Genomic DNA, 18862 nt, shown 5'->3' on the forward strand with positions numbered 1-18862 from the left:
TCCGGCTATCCACACCCAGACAAAAGGACCGGGGGGTGGATGCGGGGTCAGGACGACGTGTCGCGGAGTCGGCTCGACCCCAGTCCGACGGCGGCGATACCGGCGATCGCTGCGGCAGCGGCGAAGACGCCGTCGACGCCCGCGAAGGGAACGAGCGTCCCGAACAGGACCGGTGAGAGGAACTGTCCGGTGTAGCCGACGGAGGCGATGTAGGAACTGAACTGTCCCTGTCGGTCCGGCGGGACGAGGGCTTCGACCCAAGCGAACGTCGACGGGAAGACCAGGCCGATCCCGAGGCCGAACAGGACCACCGGCAGGGCCGCGCCCACGGCGGTCTCGACGACCGTCGCGGTCGCGAGCCCGCCGGCCCAGAGGACAAAGGCCGCGAGGACGAGCGTCGACCGATCGGCGTAGCCCAGCAGTCGGTCGTAGGCGATCGCCGAGACGCCGCCCGCAGCGCCGTTGGCGGCCAGATAGAGGCTGATCCGGAGCGACGAGGTTACGCCGATACCGGAGAGCAACTGGGGGTAGTAGACGACGATCACGTACAGCAGGGCGTTCGCCCCGAAGTACAGCAGGTAGACTAGCGGAAGCGCTGGCCGGTCACGAAAGACCGCGAGGACGCCGCCGCCCCCGCGTTCCGCCCCGTCGGCCCGGCCGCTCTCGTTCGCCGCGGTATCGGTCCCGTCGCTCGAGGCCGTCATCTCGGGGACCGTCGCCGCGGCCAGCAGGCCGAGGGGTACGGCGACGAGATAAATGCCGAACGGGGCGTTCCACGCGAGGCTCCCGGCCACGCCGCCGACGAGGGGCCAGACCGCCGCGCCGGCGCTGTTCGCGCTGCTGCGATAGCCCAGCGCGCGCTCCATCGCCTGCCCCTCGTAGAGATCGTAGATGAGGACGGTCACCGACGTATACACCGCGGCGGTCCCGAGCCCGAGGACGACGCGGGAAGCCAGCAGCGGGAGGAACGCGTCGACGAACAGTCCCGCGCCGCCGCCGAGGCCGTAGACGAACAGGCCGCCAACGAGGGGCCGACGCGGTCCGATCCGGTCGACGAGCGCTCCCACGAGCGGGCTCGCGAGGACGATCACGCCGCCGTGGGTGGTGATGATCAGGCCGGCCGCGGATCCCGACACCCCGAGTTCGTCGCGTATCTGGGGGACGATCGGGCCGAGGATCGCCCCGGCCATGACCGTCAGCGTCGCCGCGGCCACCACGACCCAGAGCGTCCGCCGGCGCTGTGTCGACGTTACCACTGGTCGGCTCTCCGAAGTGAACATCCAACAGGATTGTGATCGCGGTCGACGCTGCCGACGGGATGGCGTCGGCCGAGCGTGACTGGCTTCGGCCACGCGCAGTCCCGACCGACCCCGTAGCGTCACGACCGCGTGTTCGTCGCGGCACTCGCCCCGTCGATTTCAAGGCCTCTCCCGTCGAACGGTTGGTCGTGCAACTCGAGTGCGTCTTCTTCGGCCCCTTTCGCGACGCGGTCGGCGAGAAGACCGTTCGCTACGAGACGGAGGCCGAGACCGTCGGCGACCTCTTGACCGACCTCGAGACCGCGTTTCCGGGCCTCGAGGGGGAACTCGTCGCCGACGACGGGGCGGGGTTGGCCGGGGACACGGTCGTCACGAAGGACCAACGCAACGTCGTCCATCTCGAGGGGCTCGAGACCGAACTCGATCCCGACGCGGTGATCCGGCTGGTGCCGTCGGTGTACGGCGGTTGACGGGGACCGAGAGACGTCGTCGAACGCCTCAGTCGGCCGACGGCGCGGGCGGCGACTCGATCGCGCGGGTCGGGATCGTCCCGTCGTCGTTCCAGCCCCGCGCTGCGTAGTACTCGCCGATCGCTTCGTCGAGATCGGGGATCTCGTAGGGGAGGTCGTCGTCCGCCCGGTCGAATCCCCGCCGGTTGTTGAAGTGACGTTCGAGTTCCACCGCCCGGGATCCGACCTCGAGCAGCGTCTCGTACTCGGCGTCGAACAGCGTCTCGAGCCGGTCGGGGGTGGCGTAGTCGCGCCCGAAGACGCAGACGATGCCGGTGTCGAGGAAGGCGGCGAGGTCTTCCCGTTCGACGAGGCGTTCGGCCTTGCCGAGCGTCCCCTGCGGGTCGAGTTCGCCGCTGTACTCCAGTGAGAGCATGCTGGCGTAGAGGTGGTCGGCACCGCGGTTCGCGACGGCGTAAGAGAGTCCCTGGCCGTGAAGGACGCGGCCGTCGTGGGCGGCGAACTCCATGCCCTTCACGGTGTAGTTTTCGACCCCCAGCTCGTCGTGGGCGCGATCGACCCCCTCCGCCAGGAGGTCGCCGATCCCCTCGCGGCGGGCGATCTTTTCGGTGATCTCGTGGGCGAGGTCCGCATCGCCGAACGCGTCCTCGCTCTCGAGGTAGGCCGCGACCGTGACGCCCGCGGAGATGGTGTCCATCCCCAGCGTGTCACAGAGTTCGTTCGACTGCATGACGTCGACGACGTCGTCGACCCCCTGCATCGAGCCGAAGGCGTAGATCGTCTCGAACTCCGGCCCTTCGGTCTCGAGGCCGGTCTCCTCGTCGCGGGTCGGGAGCTTGCAGGCGTAGGCACAGGCCGAGCAGGCTCCCTTTTTGTACTTCTTTTCCTCGACGGCGTCGCCGCCGATGGCGGCGGCCCCTTCGAACTCGTAGTCCCGGAAGTACCGCGTCGGCAGCGAGAAGTTGTCGTTGATGAACTCGGTGCCGCCCGCGGTGCCCTGACTGCGCATCCGGTCGTCTGCCGTCGCGGCCTCGCGGTGGATCTCCGACTCCGGCGGGTCCGGGATCTCGACCGGTGGCTCGGCGTCGCCCTCGAAGGTGACGCACTTGACGTTTTTCGCGCCCAGCACCGCGCCGAGGCCGCCGCGGCCGAAGGCCCGCGAGTCGAAGGTCATTACCGAGGCGAATCGCACCAGATTCTCCCCTGCCGGCCCGATCGCGATGCAGTGTTCCGGACCCAGATCGTGCTGCTCGGTCATGTACTCGGACGTTTCGGGTACCGTGGCCCCCTCGAGGTCGGGCACCGGCTCGAACTCGACACCAGAATCAGTGACGTGGACCGCGAGCAACTCGTCGCTCTGGCCGACGATCTCGAGGGTACTGATCCCGGTTCCAACGAAGTTCCGCGAGAGATAGCCGCCGGCGTTGGCCGAGACGAGGCCGTCGGTCAGCGGCGAGAGCCCGGTCATGTTCATCCGCCCGGTAAAGGACATCCGCGACTGCTGGAGCGGACCGGTCGAGACGTAGACCCGGTTTTCCGGGCCGAACGGGTCGGCGTCGAAGGGAATCCGTTCGTGGGCAAGCGCCGTCGCGGCCGCCCGCCCGCCGATCGCGTCCGCGAGCAACTCGTCGATATCCGTCCTGCGTGCGGTCCGCTCGTCCACGTCGACGGTGAGCAGCGGGCCTTCTGCGTGGATCATGATACCTCATAGCAGGGGAACCCCCTTAGCTTTGGGTCGTCGTGACACGACGGCGTGCCCGGTTCCGATCGGACAGGTTTAGGACCCTCGAGCGGACACCGTCGAGACGAATGCAGTACGATACGGTCCTGTTCGACTTCGACGGCGTCGTGGTCGAGACGCCCTCGAGCCAGCGACTGGCCGACGCCCTCGAACGAGTCTACGAGCGGCTTGGGCGGTCGGGCCCGGCGGCGGAGACGGTCCGCGAGTTGATGGCCGGCGACTTCGATGCGGTCGCGACGCGGTGTCGGGACCTCGGCATCGAGGCCGACGCGTTCTGTGAGCGAGCGGCCCGCGAACTGGTCCGGACCCAGTGTGAGTCCGTCGAACAAGGCCTGCGCTCGGCCTACGACGACGTCGCCGCCGTCCGATCGCTCGAGGTCCCGCTCGGGATCGTCAGCGACAACCATCCGACCGTCGTCTCGACGCTGCTCGACCGGTTCGGGTTCCGATCGCCGTTCGAGACGGTTCGGGGCTGTCCGCTGACGCCGGCCGGACTGGCCCGGCGCAAGCCCGATCCGACGAACATCGAGGCCGCGCTCGCCGATCTCGAGGCCGAGTCGGCGCTGTACGTCGGCGATAGGGCCGTCGACGTGCGGGCGGCCGACAACGCCGGGATCGATTCGGCGCTGCTCTCGCGGTCCGGCACGGACTCGACGGACGTGGCCGTCGATCCGACCTATCGTCTCTCGTCGCTCGCGGCCGTGCCCTCGATCGTCGACTGAGTCCCGGCGATCGCCCGTCGTGACGCCGGTGGCAGATTCGTGGCCGCGCTTTTTCAGCCCCGTCCGCGTAGCCAGCGTATGGAACCCGACGACACCTGGACGAGCCTCCGGCGACACTGCGAGGCCCTCGAGCCGGGTGCGGAGCTGCTGACGCCGGTCTCCGAGCGGCCCTTCGGGATCGAGCGCACCGACGACGACCGGCTCGTCGTTCGGTTCGGCGACAGCGGCGAGACACGGCCGCTCTGGCGCGAGCAGTTCGTCGTCTTCCTCGAGCAACTCGACGAGGGGGCGGTCCCGATCGAGGGGCTTCAGCCGGGCGTCGAGCCCTACGCCAGCGTCCTGACGCTGGCCCCGGCGTACACGGCCGACAACGACGCGGTTCGGTACGATTCCCACGCCACCGGCGGCGAGAGTCCGTTTCTCGTCTCGGCGGCGGCCGCGCGGGACCCGCCCGAACGCGTCCACGACGACGCCCGCTTGCTCGCCGCCGTCCTCGAGCGGATCGACGCCGACGAGCCCGCCGCCCTCGACACCGAGGCGCTGACCGACCTCTACGTGCTGGCCTCCGATACCCAGCACGGGGCCGATCGCCTGCGGCGCTCGGCACGGGACCCGCTGCTCGAGCGACTCGGACCGGACCAGCGGCTGCACGGCCGCTACGGCACCGTCCGTCGGACGACGCGGGAGCGCCAGCGCCCGAAAGACGAAGCGTCGATCTTCGAGGCCCTCGACGATCACGGCATCCCCCGCGAGTGGGTCACCGGCATCGATCGGGACAAACTCGACGTCGTACTGGCCGTGACCGACCTCGAGGAAGACGACGTCTACGACGTCGACGAGGACGTCTACGTCCAGAAGGTCGGCGTCGACGAGGACGAGAAGTACACCCGTCTGCAGGGGCTGGCAGATCGGATCGACGACCTCGCGGACGCCGAGGGCGAGGAGTTGCGCGCGGAACTCGACGCGATCGAGGATCGGCTCGAGGAGGCGCTGTCGGCGGGGTAGTGTCGGCGGTGACGGCGTCCCGGCGCTCGCCGGGGCGATCGGGAGTTCCGGACGACCGCGGTCCGTCCGGAACCGTTATTTTATATCGGAAACTCGTTCGGTGCATGCAACTCTCGAGGCGAACGGTCCTCGCGTTCGGCGGCGCCCTCAGTGCGGGAGCGCTATCGGGCTGTACCGGGTTCTTCTCGGAGCCGTCGCCACTCTCACTGACGCTTCTCAACTTCGATTCGACGCGACACGAGGTTACCGTCGAGGCGACGAGACGGGACGCGGAGACGTATCAGGAGGCGGTCGCGCTCCGAGAACAGTACGAACTCCCGCCGCCGACCGGGGACGACGTCTCGTCCGAACTGTCGGTCGACGACGTCCTCGAGAGCGACGGGTACGTCGTGACCGTCGCGCTGGACCGATCACCGGTGAGGGCGACGTATCAGTTCTATCCGGCGCTCGCCGACGACCCCGAACGGGACGACCGACTCTTCATCGAGGTTCGGCCCGTCCCCGACGGAGCGGGACAGTACTTCGAGTTTCAGCAGAACCACTGACCGTCGGCGAGCGACAACGATCGGGTTGGGCCGTCCGATACCCGTTTCAATCGGCCGTCCCTACACGCGACCGACAACGATGTCCGTCGCTCGAGCGGGAAACGGGACCCGGCTCCTGATGGCACTTGTCGGCCTCGCCGTCCTGGTGTGGTACCTCGTGTTGGCCGCGGTCAGCTACTGGGTGCTGTCGGTCCTTCGGGTGACCGCACCGGGTCCACTCGGCACGCTCGCGTTGATCGTCACTGTCGCCGTCGTCGGCGGCGTACTGAGCTACCGCTTTGGCACGTCGCAACTGCTCTCGAGCCTCGAGGCGGTCGAACTCCCCCGGTCACACGCGCCCGTCCTCTTCCGCCGGCTCGATCGCCTCGAGTCGCGGATGGACGTCGACTCGCCGACGGTCCTGCTTGCACGATTGCCGATGCCCAACGCATTCGCGCTGGGCACGGCGCGCAACGGGACGATCGTCCTCGATCGGTCGCTGTTCCGACTGCTCTCGCCCGACGAACTCGAGGCGCTGGTGGCCCACGAACTCGCCCACCTCGAGCGCTACGACGCGTTCGTCCAGACGCTGGCCTACAGCGGCTTCCGGACGCTCGCCGGGCTCGGCTTTCTCGTGTTGGCCCCGGTCCTGTTGCCGATCGCGGGGATCGCTCGGGCGGTCGCGTGGCTCCGTGGGCGGCCGGGATCGTGGCAGCGAACGGCGTTCGGTCGGCTGCTGGTGGTACTCGAGTCGGGCGCGGTGTTCGCGTTCCTCGCCGTGACGCTGCTGGTCCGGGCCCACTCGCGTCGCCGGGAGTACGCCGCCGACGATCGGGCCGCCGCGGTGACCGGCAAGCCGGTCTCGCTGGCTCGCGCACTCCGCCGAATCCAGCGGGCCGCGGAGCCCCCGCGCGGGCTGCTCGCACCGCTGTACGTCACTCCCGACGACGAGGACGCACTGAGTCGGCTGCTGTCGACCCATCCCTCGACGGACGACCGGATCGAACGGCTGCTCGAGCGCGCTCGAGACCCCGACGAGACCGTCAGCGCGACGGCGAGGTAACGCTCACAGGTGGTCCATACGGGCGATCACGTCGTCGACGATAGGGGGTCGTTCCGTCCAGAAGCCGTAGAACCGATTCGGGCCGCGCTCCTGGGCGAGCAAGACGAGCTTCTCCTCGTCGTCGCCGGCACCGTCATAGGCGACCCACCAGTGGCGGCGGGCCTCCGCGTCGGTGCTGGCGTGGGTCGTCAGGTCGACGTCCGGTCGCGGTCGACGGTCGGGCTCGCCGTAGACGTGAACGTCGACGTCCGACGTCGCCAGATCGCGGTACACCTCCGGCTGGTGGTCGATCTTCGACAGTTGCTGGAACCCCGCGTGGAGTTCGCCCTCGCCCCCGTTCCAGGCCCGGAACTCGACGGTCCGGGAGGCCATGATCATCCGCTGCTTGTCGTAGGACTCGAAGTAGTTGTCCCGGAGTCCCGTGACCACGGCCGGCGGGTCGGCCCGCAACCCGACCGCCATCGACTCCTCCCAGGCCCGGGCGTACCGACGGACCGCCGCGAGCGGACTCGATTCGATCCGGCGATCGTCCGCGAGCAGGTCGACTACGTCCGCTGGGCGATCCGGCGCATCGACGAACTCGAGGTCGACGTCGTGGGGTTCGAAAAACGCCTCGAGCGCGTCGTCGTTGCTTCGGTCGGACACGTTGCAGAACCGGACGGTCTTGCGGTCGGTCTCGATGCGCTCGATACAGTCGGAGAGGGAAACGGTGGAGACGTTCACTACGCATGAGTAGTCAGCTCGGCTATTCGTCGACCGGGCTACGTTGTTAGGGGTACCGCCCCCGTAATCCTGTGGACTCGTCGGTCGGCTATCTTGATTCAGCGAGAGAATCCCGCCGTTCACGGCGGGCGTGAATCGCGTAAGCCCGGTGCGACAGTCCACGCGGTTCTGCCCGTCCGAATACCCAACGGCACAAGAGTTATTGGAATTGGGTATCTTATATTTGGTGAGGCCAAATGGAGTCTCACCTGCAATCCGGGTCGCACACGGTCTACGCGCTCCAATATCACTTTGTGACCGTCACGCAGTACCGCGCCGACATCCTCACCGAGGAGCGACTGGAGCGCGTGGCTGAAGTTGCACACGAGATTGCAGAGGACTTCGAGGCCGACATCAAGAACGTGGACGGCGGTACTGACCACGTTCATATCCTGTTCACGACCAAACCAACCACAGACCTCACGAAGTTCATCAACTCGCTCAAGGGCGTCACATCCCGCCGGATTCGGCAGGAGTACCCCGAGGTGAAACAGACGCTTGAAGATGCGTTCTGGCAACCGGGATATTTCCTCGCCACGACCGGCCAAGTGAGCATCGACGCGCTGATGGACTACGTGGAAAACCAGTAGTATGACCGCGACAACCACGAAAACGCTGGAGGCCACGCTCGCCCAGCCGACAGCCCACAAAGAGCGCAAACTGTGCGACCTGCTCGACACCTACCGGGCAGGACTCCACGAGGCATTCGAGGCCGGGTGCGAGACGATGACCGCCACTAGCGATGTAGTGACGCCCTACAACCTGCCGTATCAGGCGAAGGCGGCCCTGTGTAACTACGTTCCGCAACTGCACGGAACCTACGATGCACAGGAGTTGGACGACGATCACCCAGTTCGACTCACCAACCAAGCAGCCGAGTTCGACCACTCACTGGAACGGGACTACGAGTTCACGTGGTGGGTGCCACAGCCCGGTCGCGGGACGAATTTCTGGATACCACTCCGTATCAACCCCGTTCAAGAAGAACTGTGGCACGACCTCGTGGACGGTGAAGCGTCGGCAGGCCAACTCCGCCTGCAACGTCACCGCACGTCGTGGACGCTTCACGTCACCGTCGAGTTCCCGGTCGAAGAACCGAACTACGAACCGACAGACGACGATGTAACACCAGTCGGCTTCGACATTGGCGAAGCACACCTGCTCGCGGGCTGTGCCTGCGAGCAGGGCACTCCGACCGACCCACTACTTATCAACGGTGGCCGCGCTCGGCACCTCCGCAAAGAGATGCACACGACGCTCAAGCGCCTCCAAGAGCGTGACGCCGCCGAGTGGCGGATTGACGAACGGTTCGACCACTACCAGAACGCACTCACAGACATCATCGAAAAAGCGTCTCGGCAGGCAATCGAGTACGCCTGCCGATTCGAGAAGCCTGTGGTCGTTCTAGAAGACCTCTCGTACATCCGCGAAGACCTCGACTACGGCGAATGGATGAACCGACGCCTCCACGCATGGGCGTTCGCTCGCTTGCAGGAGCGCATCGAGGACAAAGTACGAGAGGCTGGCATCCCGGTCGAATACATCCGCCCGGAGTACACGAGCCAGACGTGCCACGAGTGCGGCCACATCGGGTATCGGGACGGCGATGAGTTCCGGTGTCAGAACGACGAGTGTTGGGTGTCGGAGTACCACGCAGACATCAACGCGGCGGTCAACATCGCTGACCGCCACAACCCGTGGGGTGAGAGCCTGCCGCTGAAACCGGCGGGCGATGACATCTCACGGGATGGGAGCGCCTGTGACAGCGCCGCGACCCTCACCGAGCAGAGCCAACCACGGCAGATGACGCTCGGCGAGGTCGGGTCGGAACCCACTGCCGGTAGTTAGCCGGTATTCCTATGCAGGGAAGCCGCGCCGTTTACGGCGCGGAGGATGTCACCGTCCGTCCGGCCCGTTCACCCCCGAGTTCCACCGGGGCGATCCTACCAACCCACAAACGCTTTTGGCCGCACGTCGCCTACGTCGAGGCATGTACGTGCGGGACGCGAAAAACAGGGAAGAGGTCTGGCTGCTCGACCACATCGAGTCGATGGGGCTCGACGAAACGGCGTTCCGCTCGCGCGACTACGTCGTCGCGATCGACGAGGCATCCGGCGAGAAGGCCGGCTTCGGCCGCATCCGCGTTCACAAGCCCGACGACGGCGACGATATCTGTGAACTGACCAGCATCGGCGTCCTCGAGGGCTGGCGCGGGCAGGGCGTCGGTGCCCACGTCGTCGAGCGACTCGTGGAGTACGCCGGCGACGAGGGGTTCGACACCGTCTACGCCCTGACCGGCGAGGGTGCCTACCTCGCCCAGTTCGGCTTCCAGCGGGTCGACGAGTCGGCGCTGCCGTCGGTCCTCCGGGAGCGACTCGAGGCCAAGCGCGAGGGATCGGATCCGGACGCGAAGCCGCTGGCGATCGACGGTGCCGAGTTCCGGGTCCCCGATCGGCTTCGCGAGGCGTTCAAACATGCCCCCGAGGGCCGGGCCGAGGCCGACGACGACGAGTCGCCCGAGGACTTCGGCATCGATCCCGAGTCGGCGACGTACAAGTACGACACGGGGCGCTGAGTCGGATGGCGACGCTTCCGTCAGCGACTCGAGCCCGGTCGGCCGGCGCGCTCGTGAAACCCGTGGCGGAACGCGACCCAGCAAATTCCACAGAGAAAGACGATCGGCGGCGCAACGGCGAAGGCCCACAGCGGGTCCAGCCCCCACACCAGCAAGAGCAGGAGGTTCCCGAGCCCGATCGCCAGAAACGGCGCGACGTAGCGGGCCGCGCGGCGACGGTCGTCACCGCCGCGGGCCGGCGTCGACGCCTCAGCGGACTCCTCGAGCGACGCGTCGCCGGACATACGCGTGCCGTCGACGCCGCGAAAGATAAGTGGCCGTGGCGACACGAGTGACTCTCATGGAGACGAACCGATCCGACGAGACGGGCGACCGGACCGACGCGGGAGAGACGGCGGATCACGGTGACCCGGCCGATGACGACGACGGCGTCCGCGTCTGGCTCGTCGAGCGAACCTACGGCGACGACGAACTCAACATCGTCATCCTCGTGTACGCGACCGAAGACGGCCGGCGGTATCACCGGCGCGAGCGGGCGCTGACGAGCTTCGGCGGCCCCGCTCGCGAGACGAAGGCGAGTCTGGTCGTGCCGCCGAACTCGCTTGGTACCGTCGACGACGCGGCGACCCAGGAGCGCTACGCCGAGGAGGCTGCGCGGATGGCCGCCCGACACGACCCCGAGGACAGCGTGTGATACGGTCTCCTGTCCGTCAGTACCGGTGGGACCGCGGGATGGTCGCGGTCCCATCGGGACGTCGGGACAGGAAACCCTCTGAGCCGTCGGCGACGCGACCGCGTCGCCGGCCGCAGATCTCGCCGTGTTCATCAACCTTCAAGCCCCGGCCGGTCCTCGGTAATCATAATGTTCGATCCCGACGAACTCGAGGAGATCCGTGCCAGCAAGGAGGAGTGGCACGAGGCGGAAGTCGAACCCGTCATCGAGCGCTTCGGCGAGCGCAAGGAAACGTTTACGACCGACACGGGGGGGCAAGAGGTCGATCGGCTCTACACGCCCGACGACGTGGGCGATCTCGACTACGAGGACGATCTCGGCAATCCGGGCGAGCCGCCGTACACGCGCGGCGTCTACTCGACCGGCTACCGCGGCCGGCTCTGGACGATGCGCCAGTACGCCGGGTTCTCGACGCCGGAAGACACCAACGAGCGCTATCACTACCTGCTCGACGAGGGTCAGACGGGGCTGTCGATGGCCTTCGACCTGCCAACCCAGATGGGCTATGACTCCGACGCCGACATGGCCGCCGGCGAGGTCGGCAAGGCCGGGGTCGCGATCGACTCGCTCGAGGACATGGAGACCGTCTTCGACGGCATCCCGCTGGACGAGGTCTCGACCTCGATGACGATCAACGCGCCCGCGTCGGTGCTGTTGGCGATGTACATCGCGGTCGGCGACCAGCAGGGGGTCGATCGCTCGGAGCTGCGGGGGACGATCCAGAACGACCTCCTCAAAGAATACATCGCACGCAACACCTACATCTATCCGCCCGAGCCCTCGATGCGGATCATCACGGACATCTTCGAGTTCTGTGCCGAGGAGACGCCGAAGTTCAACACCATCTCGATCTCGGGGTATCACATCCGCGAGGCGGGTTCGACGGCCGCGCAGGAACTTGCCTTTACGCTCGGTAACGGCATCGAGTACGTCGAGACGGCGATCGAGGCCGGCCTCGACGTCGACGAGTTCGCTCCGCAGCTTTCCTTCTTCTTCAACGGCCACAACAACATCTTCGAGGAGGTCGCGAAGTTCCGCGCGGCCCGTCGGATGTGGCACGACATCATCGACGAGCGATTCGACCCCGACGACCCCAAGTCCAAACAGCTCAAGTTCCACACCCAGACGGCCGGCTCGATGCTGACCGCCCAGCAGATCGAGAACAACGTCGTCCGCGTCGCCTATCAGGCGCTGGCGGCCGTCCTCGGCGGCACCCAGAGCCTGCACACGAACGGGAAAGACGAGGCGCTTGCGCTGCCGACCGAGGAGTCCGTCCGAACCGCGTTGCGGACCCAGCAGATCCTCGCTCACGAGTCGGGCGCGGCCGACACCATCGACCCCCTGGCGGGGAGTTACTACGTCGAGTCGCTGACCGACGAGGTCGAGGAAGAGGCATACGAGATCTTAGACGAGGTCGACGAACGCGGCGGCATGCTCGAGGCCGTCGAGCAGCAGTGGGTCCAGCGCCAGATTCAGGACACCGCCTTCGATCGCCAGAAGGAGATCGAGGAGAAAGAGCGCGTCATCGTCGGCGTCAACGAGTTCGAGAGCGAGGACGGGGAGCCCGAGATGGACGTCCAGGAGATCACCGAGGAGGACCAACAGCGCCAGATCGACAGCCTCGAGCAGACCCGCGAACGCCGGGACGACGAGGCCGTCGACGCGGCGCTCGAGGCGCTGCGGGACGCGGCCCAAAGCGACCGGAACGTGATGCCCTACATCATCGACGCCGTCAAGGCCTACGCGACGGTCGGCGAGATCTGTAACGTCATGCGCGACGAGTTCGGCGAGTACCAGCCCGGCGCGGTCTGACGGCGCTCGAATCGTCGACTGCGACCGAACGAACCTTCGTCCCGATATCCCGTTTTCCGTGGTCGATGTCCGACTGGGGGCCAGTCTCCCGGTCCATGCGGGCTCGAAACGCCACGAAAAATCACAACAGTAACACGGCCATCGACCGGAGTACAGGCCGATGCACTTCGATCACGCCGGCATCGCAACCGACGACGCACAGGGACTCGCAACGTTGTACGGCGATCTCTTCGGTCTCGAGGTCGCCCACGAGGAGGTGTTCGACGGCATGCGCGTCGTCTTCCTCGACTGTGGCGACGGCTATGTCGAACTGCTCGAGCCGATCGAGGAGGGGACGATCGCGCGCTATCTCGAGGACAACGGGGCGGGAATCCACCACCTCGCGCTCGCGACAGACGACATCGAGGGGGCTCTCGAGACGGTCCGGGACCACGACGTGACGCTGATCGACGAGGAACCCCGTCCGGGCGCGTGGGGCCATTCGGTGGCGTTTCTCCACCCCAAGGACACCGGCGGGATCCTGATCGAACTCGTCGAACACTGAGACGGACTCGTCTCCGGCGCGACCGTCGCGCGCGGTTGCACCGGACGAACAGCCCGTCTGCCCGACCGCCGGGCTACCCGGCGGCGAACTCGTTCGTGGTGATCACCCGCCGTTCGTCGACGGTCGCGTGGACGACCGCGACCCGGCCGGGATACCGACCCTCGAGATCGATTCCGGCCTCGTAGTCGGCGGTCCCGAGGCAGTCGACGCAGGTCTCGGCCTCCTGTTCGCCGACGGCGACGGTGACCACGAGCAGGTCGCGACCGTCGTCGTAGGTTACGTCGGATAGCTCGAGGGTGTGACACGGCGTCGGGATGCGGATCGACCCCTCGACCAGCACACGCTCGTTTTCGAACTCGACGGTCGCGTCGTCGCCATCGGTCCGGCCCGCACACTCCCGGCCATCGACCGCGAGCGATGCGTCCGCTACGTCGGGCACCGGGCAGGGGATCGACGACGACGTCGACTCCGTCTCCGTGCCGGATTCGGAGAGCGTGACGGTCGTCCGAGAGCGAACGCAATCGAACGGCCGGCGACTGATCCCGTCGGTGACCGTCGACTCGCCCGTGCCGCCGTCGCGGCTCGACGTGACCGTGATCGTATACGATCGTGGCTCGACGAACACGAGCGTCCGTTCCTCGCCGGCCCCGAGATCGAGATTGCGCTCGAGCAGCGGCTCGTCCCGTTCGTCCTCCCCGTCGCCGTCGGTCGAGTCACTGCCGTCAGCGTCGTCGGCCGAAACGACCACGGCGACCGTCCGTTCGGTCTCGCCGTCGTTGCGGAGGGTGAACTCGTGTGGCGGATGGACCTCGAGGAACGGTACCTCGTCGGGGTCCCCGACCACGATCGCGTCGGGCCCGGCGGACTCGCTGCCTCGACGATCGGTATCGTCGCTCGAGCCGTCGACGTCGGGCCGCTCCGACTGGAGCCGCTCGAACCGCGAGTCGGCACAGCCGGCCAGGCCACACGCCGCTCCGGTCGTGAGCGCGAGGAGGTCACGACGTCGCATACGCGCTCCCACACCGATCGGGCATAAACACCTTTGTCACGGCTTCGTACCTGTGCTACCGACGGACTTTCAGTTCCGAAGAGAGGCAACTGTTGTGGCCGGACTGACCCCACTCGAGGGGATCGGCGTCACGCTATCAACGGCGTCGCGGGAGTGACGGCGTCGCCACCTCGAGTCGGTGGCCGGTGAACCGGCCGATTACCCGAAGTTCTCGATCAGCGCGTCGTCGGGATCGCCGCCCGCGCCCTCGATCGCGTCCGCGACAGCGGTGACGAAGTCGTCGAAGCCGAATGCGTAGATCTGACCGTCCTCGTGGTGTGTCGCGATCGCATCGGCCAGTTCCTCGGCCGCGCCGTCATCGATAAAGACCACGGTCGCACCCGCGTCGGACAGCGCCTCGAGCCGGTTGGTGTGGGCGGGTTCGTCGGCCTGATAGATCACGGTGGCGTCGTGACCGGCCTCGTGAGCGGCCTCGGCGACCGCGACTCCCGCACCGACCCCCGGACCCCCGGCGGCGGCGACGACGTCACCGTCGTCGTCGTAGGTGATCCGGCCGAACGGGCCTTCGACGTGGACGGTCTCGCCGCCCTCGAGGCCCGCGAGCCACGGCGAGAGGTCGCCCTCGGGGTCGATCCCGACGGTGAGTTCGAACGTCTCGCCGACCGTCGGCGAGGAGAGCGTGTAGTGGCGAGCGATCTCCTCGTCCTCAGGGGCGGCCCGCAAGAGGACGAACTGCCCGGGGAGGGCGTCGAACCCCGCGGGCGTCTCGAGTTCGAGCGCGACGGTGTCGGGACCGACCTCGCCGACCGATGCGACCGTGACTGGCGTCCCATCCATGTCGAACCCGTTCGTCGGCGGATTGAAAAGGCGTTCCGTTCGCCGCGACCCTCGCGAGCGGCCGTTTCGATGGGGGGACGATACCGTGTGATTACCACACACATTCACTCGCTTCCGTGTTTCTTTCTCTCGTAAACTCTCGCCCCACAATTCCTAACGATTAATAACCAACTGTCCTTCCATCCCGAACATATCCACCACTGATGCGGTGGTCCGCTTGGGGTTTCAGAAGCCTTTTCATTTATGGGGGGCAAGGGGCCTCATAACATGGCTGAGGATCTCAACTGGGCGATCGGAGGCGAGGCCGGTGACGGTATCGACTCCACCGGAAAAATCTTCGCTCAGGCACTGTCCCGGGCCGGAAGACACGTATTCACCTCCAAAGACTTCGCGTCGCGAATCCGTGGCGGCTACACAGCCTACAAGATTCGGACGTCCGTCGAGCAGGTCCAAAGCGTCGTGGACCGCCTCGACATTCTCGTCGCCCTGACACAGCGGACCATCGACGAGAACTTGGACGAACTCCACGAGGGCAGCGCCATCATCTACGACGGCGAGCGCTCGTGGGACGCGGAGATCCCCGACGAGATGACCGCGGTCGACGTCCCGCTGAAATCGCTGGCCGAGGAGGCCGGCGGCGCGATCATGCGCAACATCGTCGCGCTGGGCGCGGCGTGTAAGATCACCGGCTTCGACGTCGAGTATCTGGACGAGGCCCTCGAGAAGCGCTTCGGCGGCAAGGGCTCGAAGATCGTCGAGAACAACAAGGAAGCCGCTCGCGCGGGCCAGGAGTACGTCGAGGAGAACTACGACCTGAGCCACCTCGGCTACAACGTCGAGACCACCGACAACGACTACGTCCTGCTCAACGGCAACGAAGCCATCGGCATGGGCGCGCTCGCGGCCGGCTGCCGGTTCTACGCCGGTTATCCGATCACGCCCGCGACCTCGATCATGGAGTACCTGACCGGGCGTATCGAGGACTACGGCGGCCACGTCGTGCAGGCCGAAGACGAGCTGTCGGCGATCAACATGGCACTCGGCGGCGCACGGGCGGGCGCTCGAGCGATGACCGCCACGTCGGGAGCCGGGATCGACCTCATGACCGAGACGTTCGGTCTCGTCGCGACCAGCGAAACGCCGCTGGTCATCGCCGACGTCCAGCGATCCGGTCCCTCGACCGGGATGCCGACGAAACAGGAGCAGGGCGACCTCAACATGGCGCTGTACGGCGGCCACGGCGAGGTTCCGCGGTTCGTCGTCGCACCCACGTCGATCACCGAGTGTTTCTGGAAGACCGTCGAGGCGTTCAACCTCGCCGAGAAGTATCAGACGCCGGTCTTCCTGGTCTCCGATCTGGCGATGTCGGTCACCGAGCAGACGTTCCCGCCGGAGGCCTTCGACATGAGCGAGGTCGAGATCGACCGCGGCAAGCTCGTCGACGAGGACGAGGTCGACGAGTGGCTCGACGCGCAGGGCCACTTCCGCGCCCACGCCGTCACCGAGGACGGCGTCAGCCCGCGGGCCATCCCCGGGACGACCGACGCCGCCCACATGTCCACCGGCCTCGAACACGACGAACTCGGCCGCCGGACCGAGGAAGAGGACGAGCGCGTCCAGCAGGTCGACAAGCGCAACCGCAAGGTCGAGACCGCGAGGGAGAACGAGGACTGGGACTACCGCGAGTTCGGCGATCCGGACGCGGACAACCTCGTCATCTCGTGGGGATCGAACGAGGGCGCGCTCGTCGAGGCGCTCGAGTACCTCGAGGAGGACGGGATCGACGTCCACGTGATCTCAGTGCCCTATATCTTCCCGCGACCCGACCTGACCGAGGAGATCGAGGCCGCCGACGAGACGATCGTCGTCGAGTGTAACGCGAACGGACAGTTCGCGGACGTGATCGAACACGACGTGTTGACCCGCGTCAAGCGGATCAACAAGTACACCGGCGTGCGATTCAAGGCCGACGAACTCGCAGACGATATCACCGAGAAACTCACCGAGGAGGTACCCGCATAATGAGCTCCGACGTTCGATTCACCGACTTCAAATCCGACAAGCAGCCAACGTGGTGTCCCGGCTGCGGCGACTTCGGGACGATGAACGGCATGATGAAAGCGCTGGCCAACACCGGCAACGACCCCGACAACACGTTCGTCGTCGCCGGGATCGGCTGTTCCGGCAAGATCGGGACCTACATGCACAGCTACGCCCTTCACGGGGTCCACGGCCGTGCGCTCCCGGTCGGCACCGGCGTCAAGATGGCCCGACCCGACGTCGAGGTCATGGTCGCCGGCGGCGACGGGGACGGCTACTCGATCGGTGCCGGTCACTTCGTCCACGCCGTCCGCCGGAACGTCGACATGACCTACGTGGTCATGGACAACCGCATCTACGGCCTGACCAAGGGCCAGGCGTCGCCAACCTCGCGGTCGGACTTCGAGACCTCGACGACCCCCGAAGGGCCCAAGCAGCCCCCGGTCAACCCGCTGGCGCTGGCGCTGGCCTCCGGTGCGAGCTTCATCGCTCAGTCCTTTAGCTCGGACGCGATGCGCCACGCCGAGATCGTCGAGAAGGCCATCGAACACGACGGCTTCGGCTTCGTCAACGTCTTCAGCCCCTGTGTCACGTTCAACGACGTCGACACCTACGACTACTTCCGCGACAGCCTCGTCGACCTGCAGGAAGACGAGGACCACGACCCCCACGACTACGAGGCCGCCAAGGAGGTCATCCTCGACAGCGAGAAGGAGTATCAGGGCGTCATGTACCAGGACGAGAACTCGGTCCCGTACCACGAGAAACACGGCGTCACCGAGGACATGTCCGAGATCCCCGACGGCGCGCCCGAGGACGCGATGGATCTCGTCCGCGAGTTCTACTAAGACCGCCGTCGATTCCGGCTGATTCGCGCTTTTTCCGTCGTCGGTTCCGGTACTGCCTTCGCCGTTCGGTTACCGACCGCTCGAGAGGCGAGGTTCCAATCGCAAACTAACCGCCGGAGCGACCCGGTCGCCGGTCGTTAGGCCGGGTGTTCGACGGACTCGAGCAGGACCTCGGCGTTGGCCGATTCCTCGGTGAGCAGTTTCGGATAGGTGCCAAGGAGGACGAGCAGATCGCCCTCGTGATCGAAGGAGGTGAGTTTGATCTCGACGTCGATCGGCTCGCCGCCGAGTTCGGACTCGCCGAGGAACCGGTCGACCTCGCGGCCGTCCCCGAGGATATCGAGGCCGAACGTCTCCTGGTGCTGGATGTTACTGATATCGCCCTGGCCGCCCTCGAACTCGCCGAGGAACCGGTCGAGTAACTCCTCGTTGGACAGATCGTCGATCGGGTTGAGCGATCGGCCTGCGACCTCCATCCCCGGGATGGAGACGGCGGCGACGGCGGCCCCATCGCGCTCTTCACCCTGATACTCCACGGCCTTCGAGTAGATCGCCGTCGCGATCGAGGCCTCGACCTGGCGCTCGACGCCGCCGGGAAGTTCGACCGAGCGGTCGATCGTTTGCTGACCGACGTCGTCTTCCGCGTAGCCCGTCTCCTCGAGCGCGTCGTCGGTCGGTCGAACGGCGTCGGAACTGAACTCGAGCGGTTCGTTCCCGAGAACGACGTCGATACAGCCGGCGGTGAGCGCGATCGTCCCGGTCGCGCCGGCGGCGAGCAGCGATCGTCGAGAGAGAGTCATACAGGTGGGTTCGTTACGAGCGGCATATTCCTTGTGGCTTCTTCAGTTTCGCAGACAAGACTGTCAGGCCTCGTTGAACGGCGATAGCGGATGATAGCCGACTCACACATCAAGAGTT

The 18862-nt window shown here is 66.6% G+C and carries 20 protein-coding genes; 13 read left to right on the top strand and 7 right to left on the bottom strand.

Features of this window, described 5'->3' with window-relative positions; translation table 11 throughout:
• Positions 1 to 47: 47 nt before the first annotated feature.
• Positions 48 to 1256, bottom strand: coding sequence for an MFS transporter (locus ACERIM_RS11795; RefSeq protein ID WP_006650833.1), 1209 nt, complete (start codon positions 1254 to 1256; stop codon positions 48 to 50).
• A 191-nt stretch (positions 1257 to 1447) separates the two neighbouring features.
• Between ACERIM_RS11795 and ACERIM_RS11800 the strand changes: the two genes are divergently transcribed.
• A complete protein-coding gene (locus ACERIM_RS11800; protein ID WP_373632756.1) occupies positions 1448 to 1729 on the top strand; it encodes a ubiquitin-like small modifier protein 1 in 282 nt (93 codons plus the stop codon).
• Between the two features lie 28 nt (positions 1730 to 1757).
• Here the strand turns inward: ACERIM_RS11800 and ACERIM_RS11805 are convergent, their stop codons facing one another.
• Positions 1758 to 3428 (bottom strand): aldehyde ferredoxin oxidoreductase family protein, encoded by a 1671-nt coding sequence (locus ACERIM_RS11805; protein WP_373632758.1) that lies wholly within the window; start codon positions 3426 to 3428, stop codon positions 1758 to 1760.
• A 110-nt stretch (positions 3429 to 3538) separates the two neighbouring features.
• Between ACERIM_RS11805 and ACERIM_RS11810 the strand changes: the two genes are divergently transcribed.
• The 4 genes from ACERIM_RS11810 to ACERIM_RS11825 all read left to right on the top strand — a co-directional run bounded on the left by ACERIM_RS11810 (position 3539) and on the right by ACERIM_RS11825 (position 6784).
• Positions 3539 to 4192 carry an HAD family hydrolase gene (locus tag ACERIM_RS11810; protein ID WP_373632759.1) on the top strand — a complete coding sequence of 218 codons (654 nt, stop codon included), beginning with the start codon at positions 3539 to 3541 and terminating at the stop codon, positions 4190 to 4192.
• 78 nt (positions 4193 to 4270) lie between these two features.
• Positions 4271 to 5197, top strand: a complete 927-nt coding sequence (locus ACERIM_RS11815) for a hypothetical protein (protein ID WP_373632760.1) — start codon at positions 4271 to 4273, stop codon at positions 5195 to 5197.
• Positions 5198 to 5301: 104 nt separating this feature from the next.
• A complete protein-coding gene (locus ACERIM_RS11820; protein ID WP_006650828.1) occupies positions 5302 to 5742 on the top strand; it encodes a hypothetical protein in 441 nt (146 codons plus the stop codon).
• Between the two features lie 79 nt (positions 5743 to 5821).
• Positions 5822 to 6784: a M48 family metalloprotease gene (locus ACERIM_RS11825; RefSeq protein WP_373632762.1), complete on the top strand. Its 963-nt coding sequence runs from the start codon at positions 5822 to 5824 to the stop codon at positions 6782 to 6784.
• 3 nt (positions 6785 to 6787) lie between these two features.
• Here ACERIM_RS11825 and ACERIM_RS11830 read toward each other — a convergent pair whose 3' ends face one another.
• A complete protein-coding gene (locus tag ACERIM_RS11830) occupies positions 6788 to 7507 on the bottom strand; it encodes a DICT sensory domain-containing protein (protein ID WP_373632763.1) in 720 nt (239 codons plus the stop codon).
• Between the two features lie 236 nt (positions 7508 to 7743).
• Here ACERIM_RS11830 and tnpA point away from each other — a divergent pair, with 236 nt between their 5' ends.
• From tnpA to ACERIM_RS11845, 3 genes are all read left to right on the top strand, one after another.
• Complete coding sequence (tnpA, locus tag ACERIM_RS11835) at positions 7744 to 8136, top strand: IS200/IS605 family transposase (protein ID WP_373632765.1); 393 nt, start codon at positions 7744 to 7746, stop codon at positions 8134 to 8136.
• A gap of 1 nt (position 8137) precedes the next feature.
• On the top strand, positions 8138 to 9394 hold the full coding sequence (locus tag ACERIM_RS11840) for an RNA-guided endonuclease TnpB family protein (protein WP_373632766.1): 1257 nt from the start codon (positions 8138 to 8140) through the stop codon (positions 9392 to 9394).
• Positions 9395 to 9536: 142 nt separating this feature from the next.
• Complete coding sequence (locus ACERIM_RS11845) at positions 9537 to 10121, top strand: GNAT family N-acetyltransferase (RefSeq protein WP_373632767.1); 585 nt, start codon at positions 9537 to 9539, stop codon at positions 10119 to 10121.
• A 20-nt stretch (positions 10122 to 10141) separates the two neighbouring features.
• Here ACERIM_RS11845 and ACERIM_RS11850 read toward each other — a convergent pair whose 3' ends face one another.
• A complete protein-coding gene (locus tag ACERIM_RS11850; protein WP_006650822.1) occupies positions 10142 to 10405 on the bottom strand; it encodes a hypothetical protein in 264 nt (87 codons plus the stop codon).
• Between the two features lie 56 nt (positions 10406 to 10461).
• On the opposite strand from ACERIM_RS11850, the gene ACERIM_RS11855 reads away from it, so the two are divergent.
• From ACERIM_RS11855 to mce, 3 genes are all read left to right on the top strand, one after another.
• Positions 10462 to 10815, top strand: coding sequence for a hypothetical protein (locus ACERIM_RS11855; RefSeq protein ID WP_373632770.1), 354 nt, complete (start codon positions 10462 to 10464; stop codon positions 10813 to 10815).
• A 168-nt stretch (positions 10816 to 10983) separates the two neighbouring features.
• Positions 10984 to 12666: a methylmalonyl-CoA mutase gene (locus ACERIM_RS11860; RefSeq protein WP_136396921.1), complete on the top strand. Its 1683-nt coding sequence runs from the start codon at positions 10984 to 10986 to the stop codon at positions 12664 to 12666.
• A gap of 160 nt (positions 12667 to 12826) precedes the next feature.
• Positions 12827 to 13210 (top strand): methylmalonyl-CoA epimerase, encoded by a 384-nt coding sequence (gene mce, locus ACERIM_RS11865; protein WP_006650819.1) that lies wholly within the window; start codon positions 12827 to 12829, stop codon positions 13208 to 13210.
• A gap of 73 nt (positions 13211 to 13283) precedes the next feature.
• Here the strand turns inward: mce and ACERIM_RS11870 are convergent, their stop codons facing one another.
• Both ACERIM_RS11870 and ACERIM_RS11875 read right to left on the bottom strand, forming a co-directional pair.
• Positions 13284 to 14219, bottom strand: a complete 936-nt coding sequence (locus ACERIM_RS11870) for a hypothetical protein (RefSeq protein ID WP_373632772.1) — start codon at positions 14217 to 14219, stop codon at positions 13284 to 13286.
• A 198-nt stretch (positions 14220 to 14417) separates the two neighbouring features.
• Positions 14418 to 15056, bottom strand: coding sequence for an FAD-binding oxidoreductase (locus tag ACERIM_RS11875; RefSeq protein WP_373632773.1), 639 nt, complete (start codon positions 15054 to 15056; stop codon positions 14418 to 14420).
• A 267-nt stretch (positions 15057 to 15323) separates the two neighbouring features.
• Here ACERIM_RS11875 and ACERIM_RS11880 point away from each other — a divergent pair, with 267 nt between their 5' ends.
• Both ACERIM_RS11880 and ACERIM_RS11885 read left to right on the top strand, forming a co-directional pair.
• Complete coding sequence (locus ACERIM_RS11880) at positions 15324 to 17078, top strand: 2-oxoacid:acceptor oxidoreductase subunit alpha (RefSeq protein WP_006650816.1); 1755 nt, start codon at positions 15324 to 15326, stop codon at positions 17076 to 17078.
• Entirely contained in the window at positions 17078 to 17944 is an 867-nt protein-coding gene (locus tag ACERIM_RS11885; protein WP_006650815.1) for a 2-oxoacid:ferredoxin oxidoreductase subunit beta, read from the top strand. The genes ACERIM_RS11880 and ACERIM_RS11885 overlap by 1 nt, the downstream gene beginning before the upstream one ends.
• 137 nt (positions 17945 to 18081) lie before the next feature.
• Here ACERIM_RS11885 and ACERIM_RS11890 read toward each other — a convergent pair whose 3' ends face one another.
• The gene (locus tag ACERIM_RS11890; protein WP_373632775.1) at positions 18082 to 18744 is read right to left on the bottom strand and encodes a DUF6517 family protein; all 663 of its coding nucleotides are present in this window, start codon (positions 18742 to 18744) and stop codon (positions 18082 to 18084) included.
• Positions 18745 to 18862: the final 118 nt, after the last annotated feature.

This window comes from Natrinema sp. H-ect1 (genome assembly GCF_041821105.1).
GTDB lineage: Archaea > Halobacteriota > Halobacteria > Halobacteriales > Natrialbaceae > Natrinema > Natrinema thermotolerans.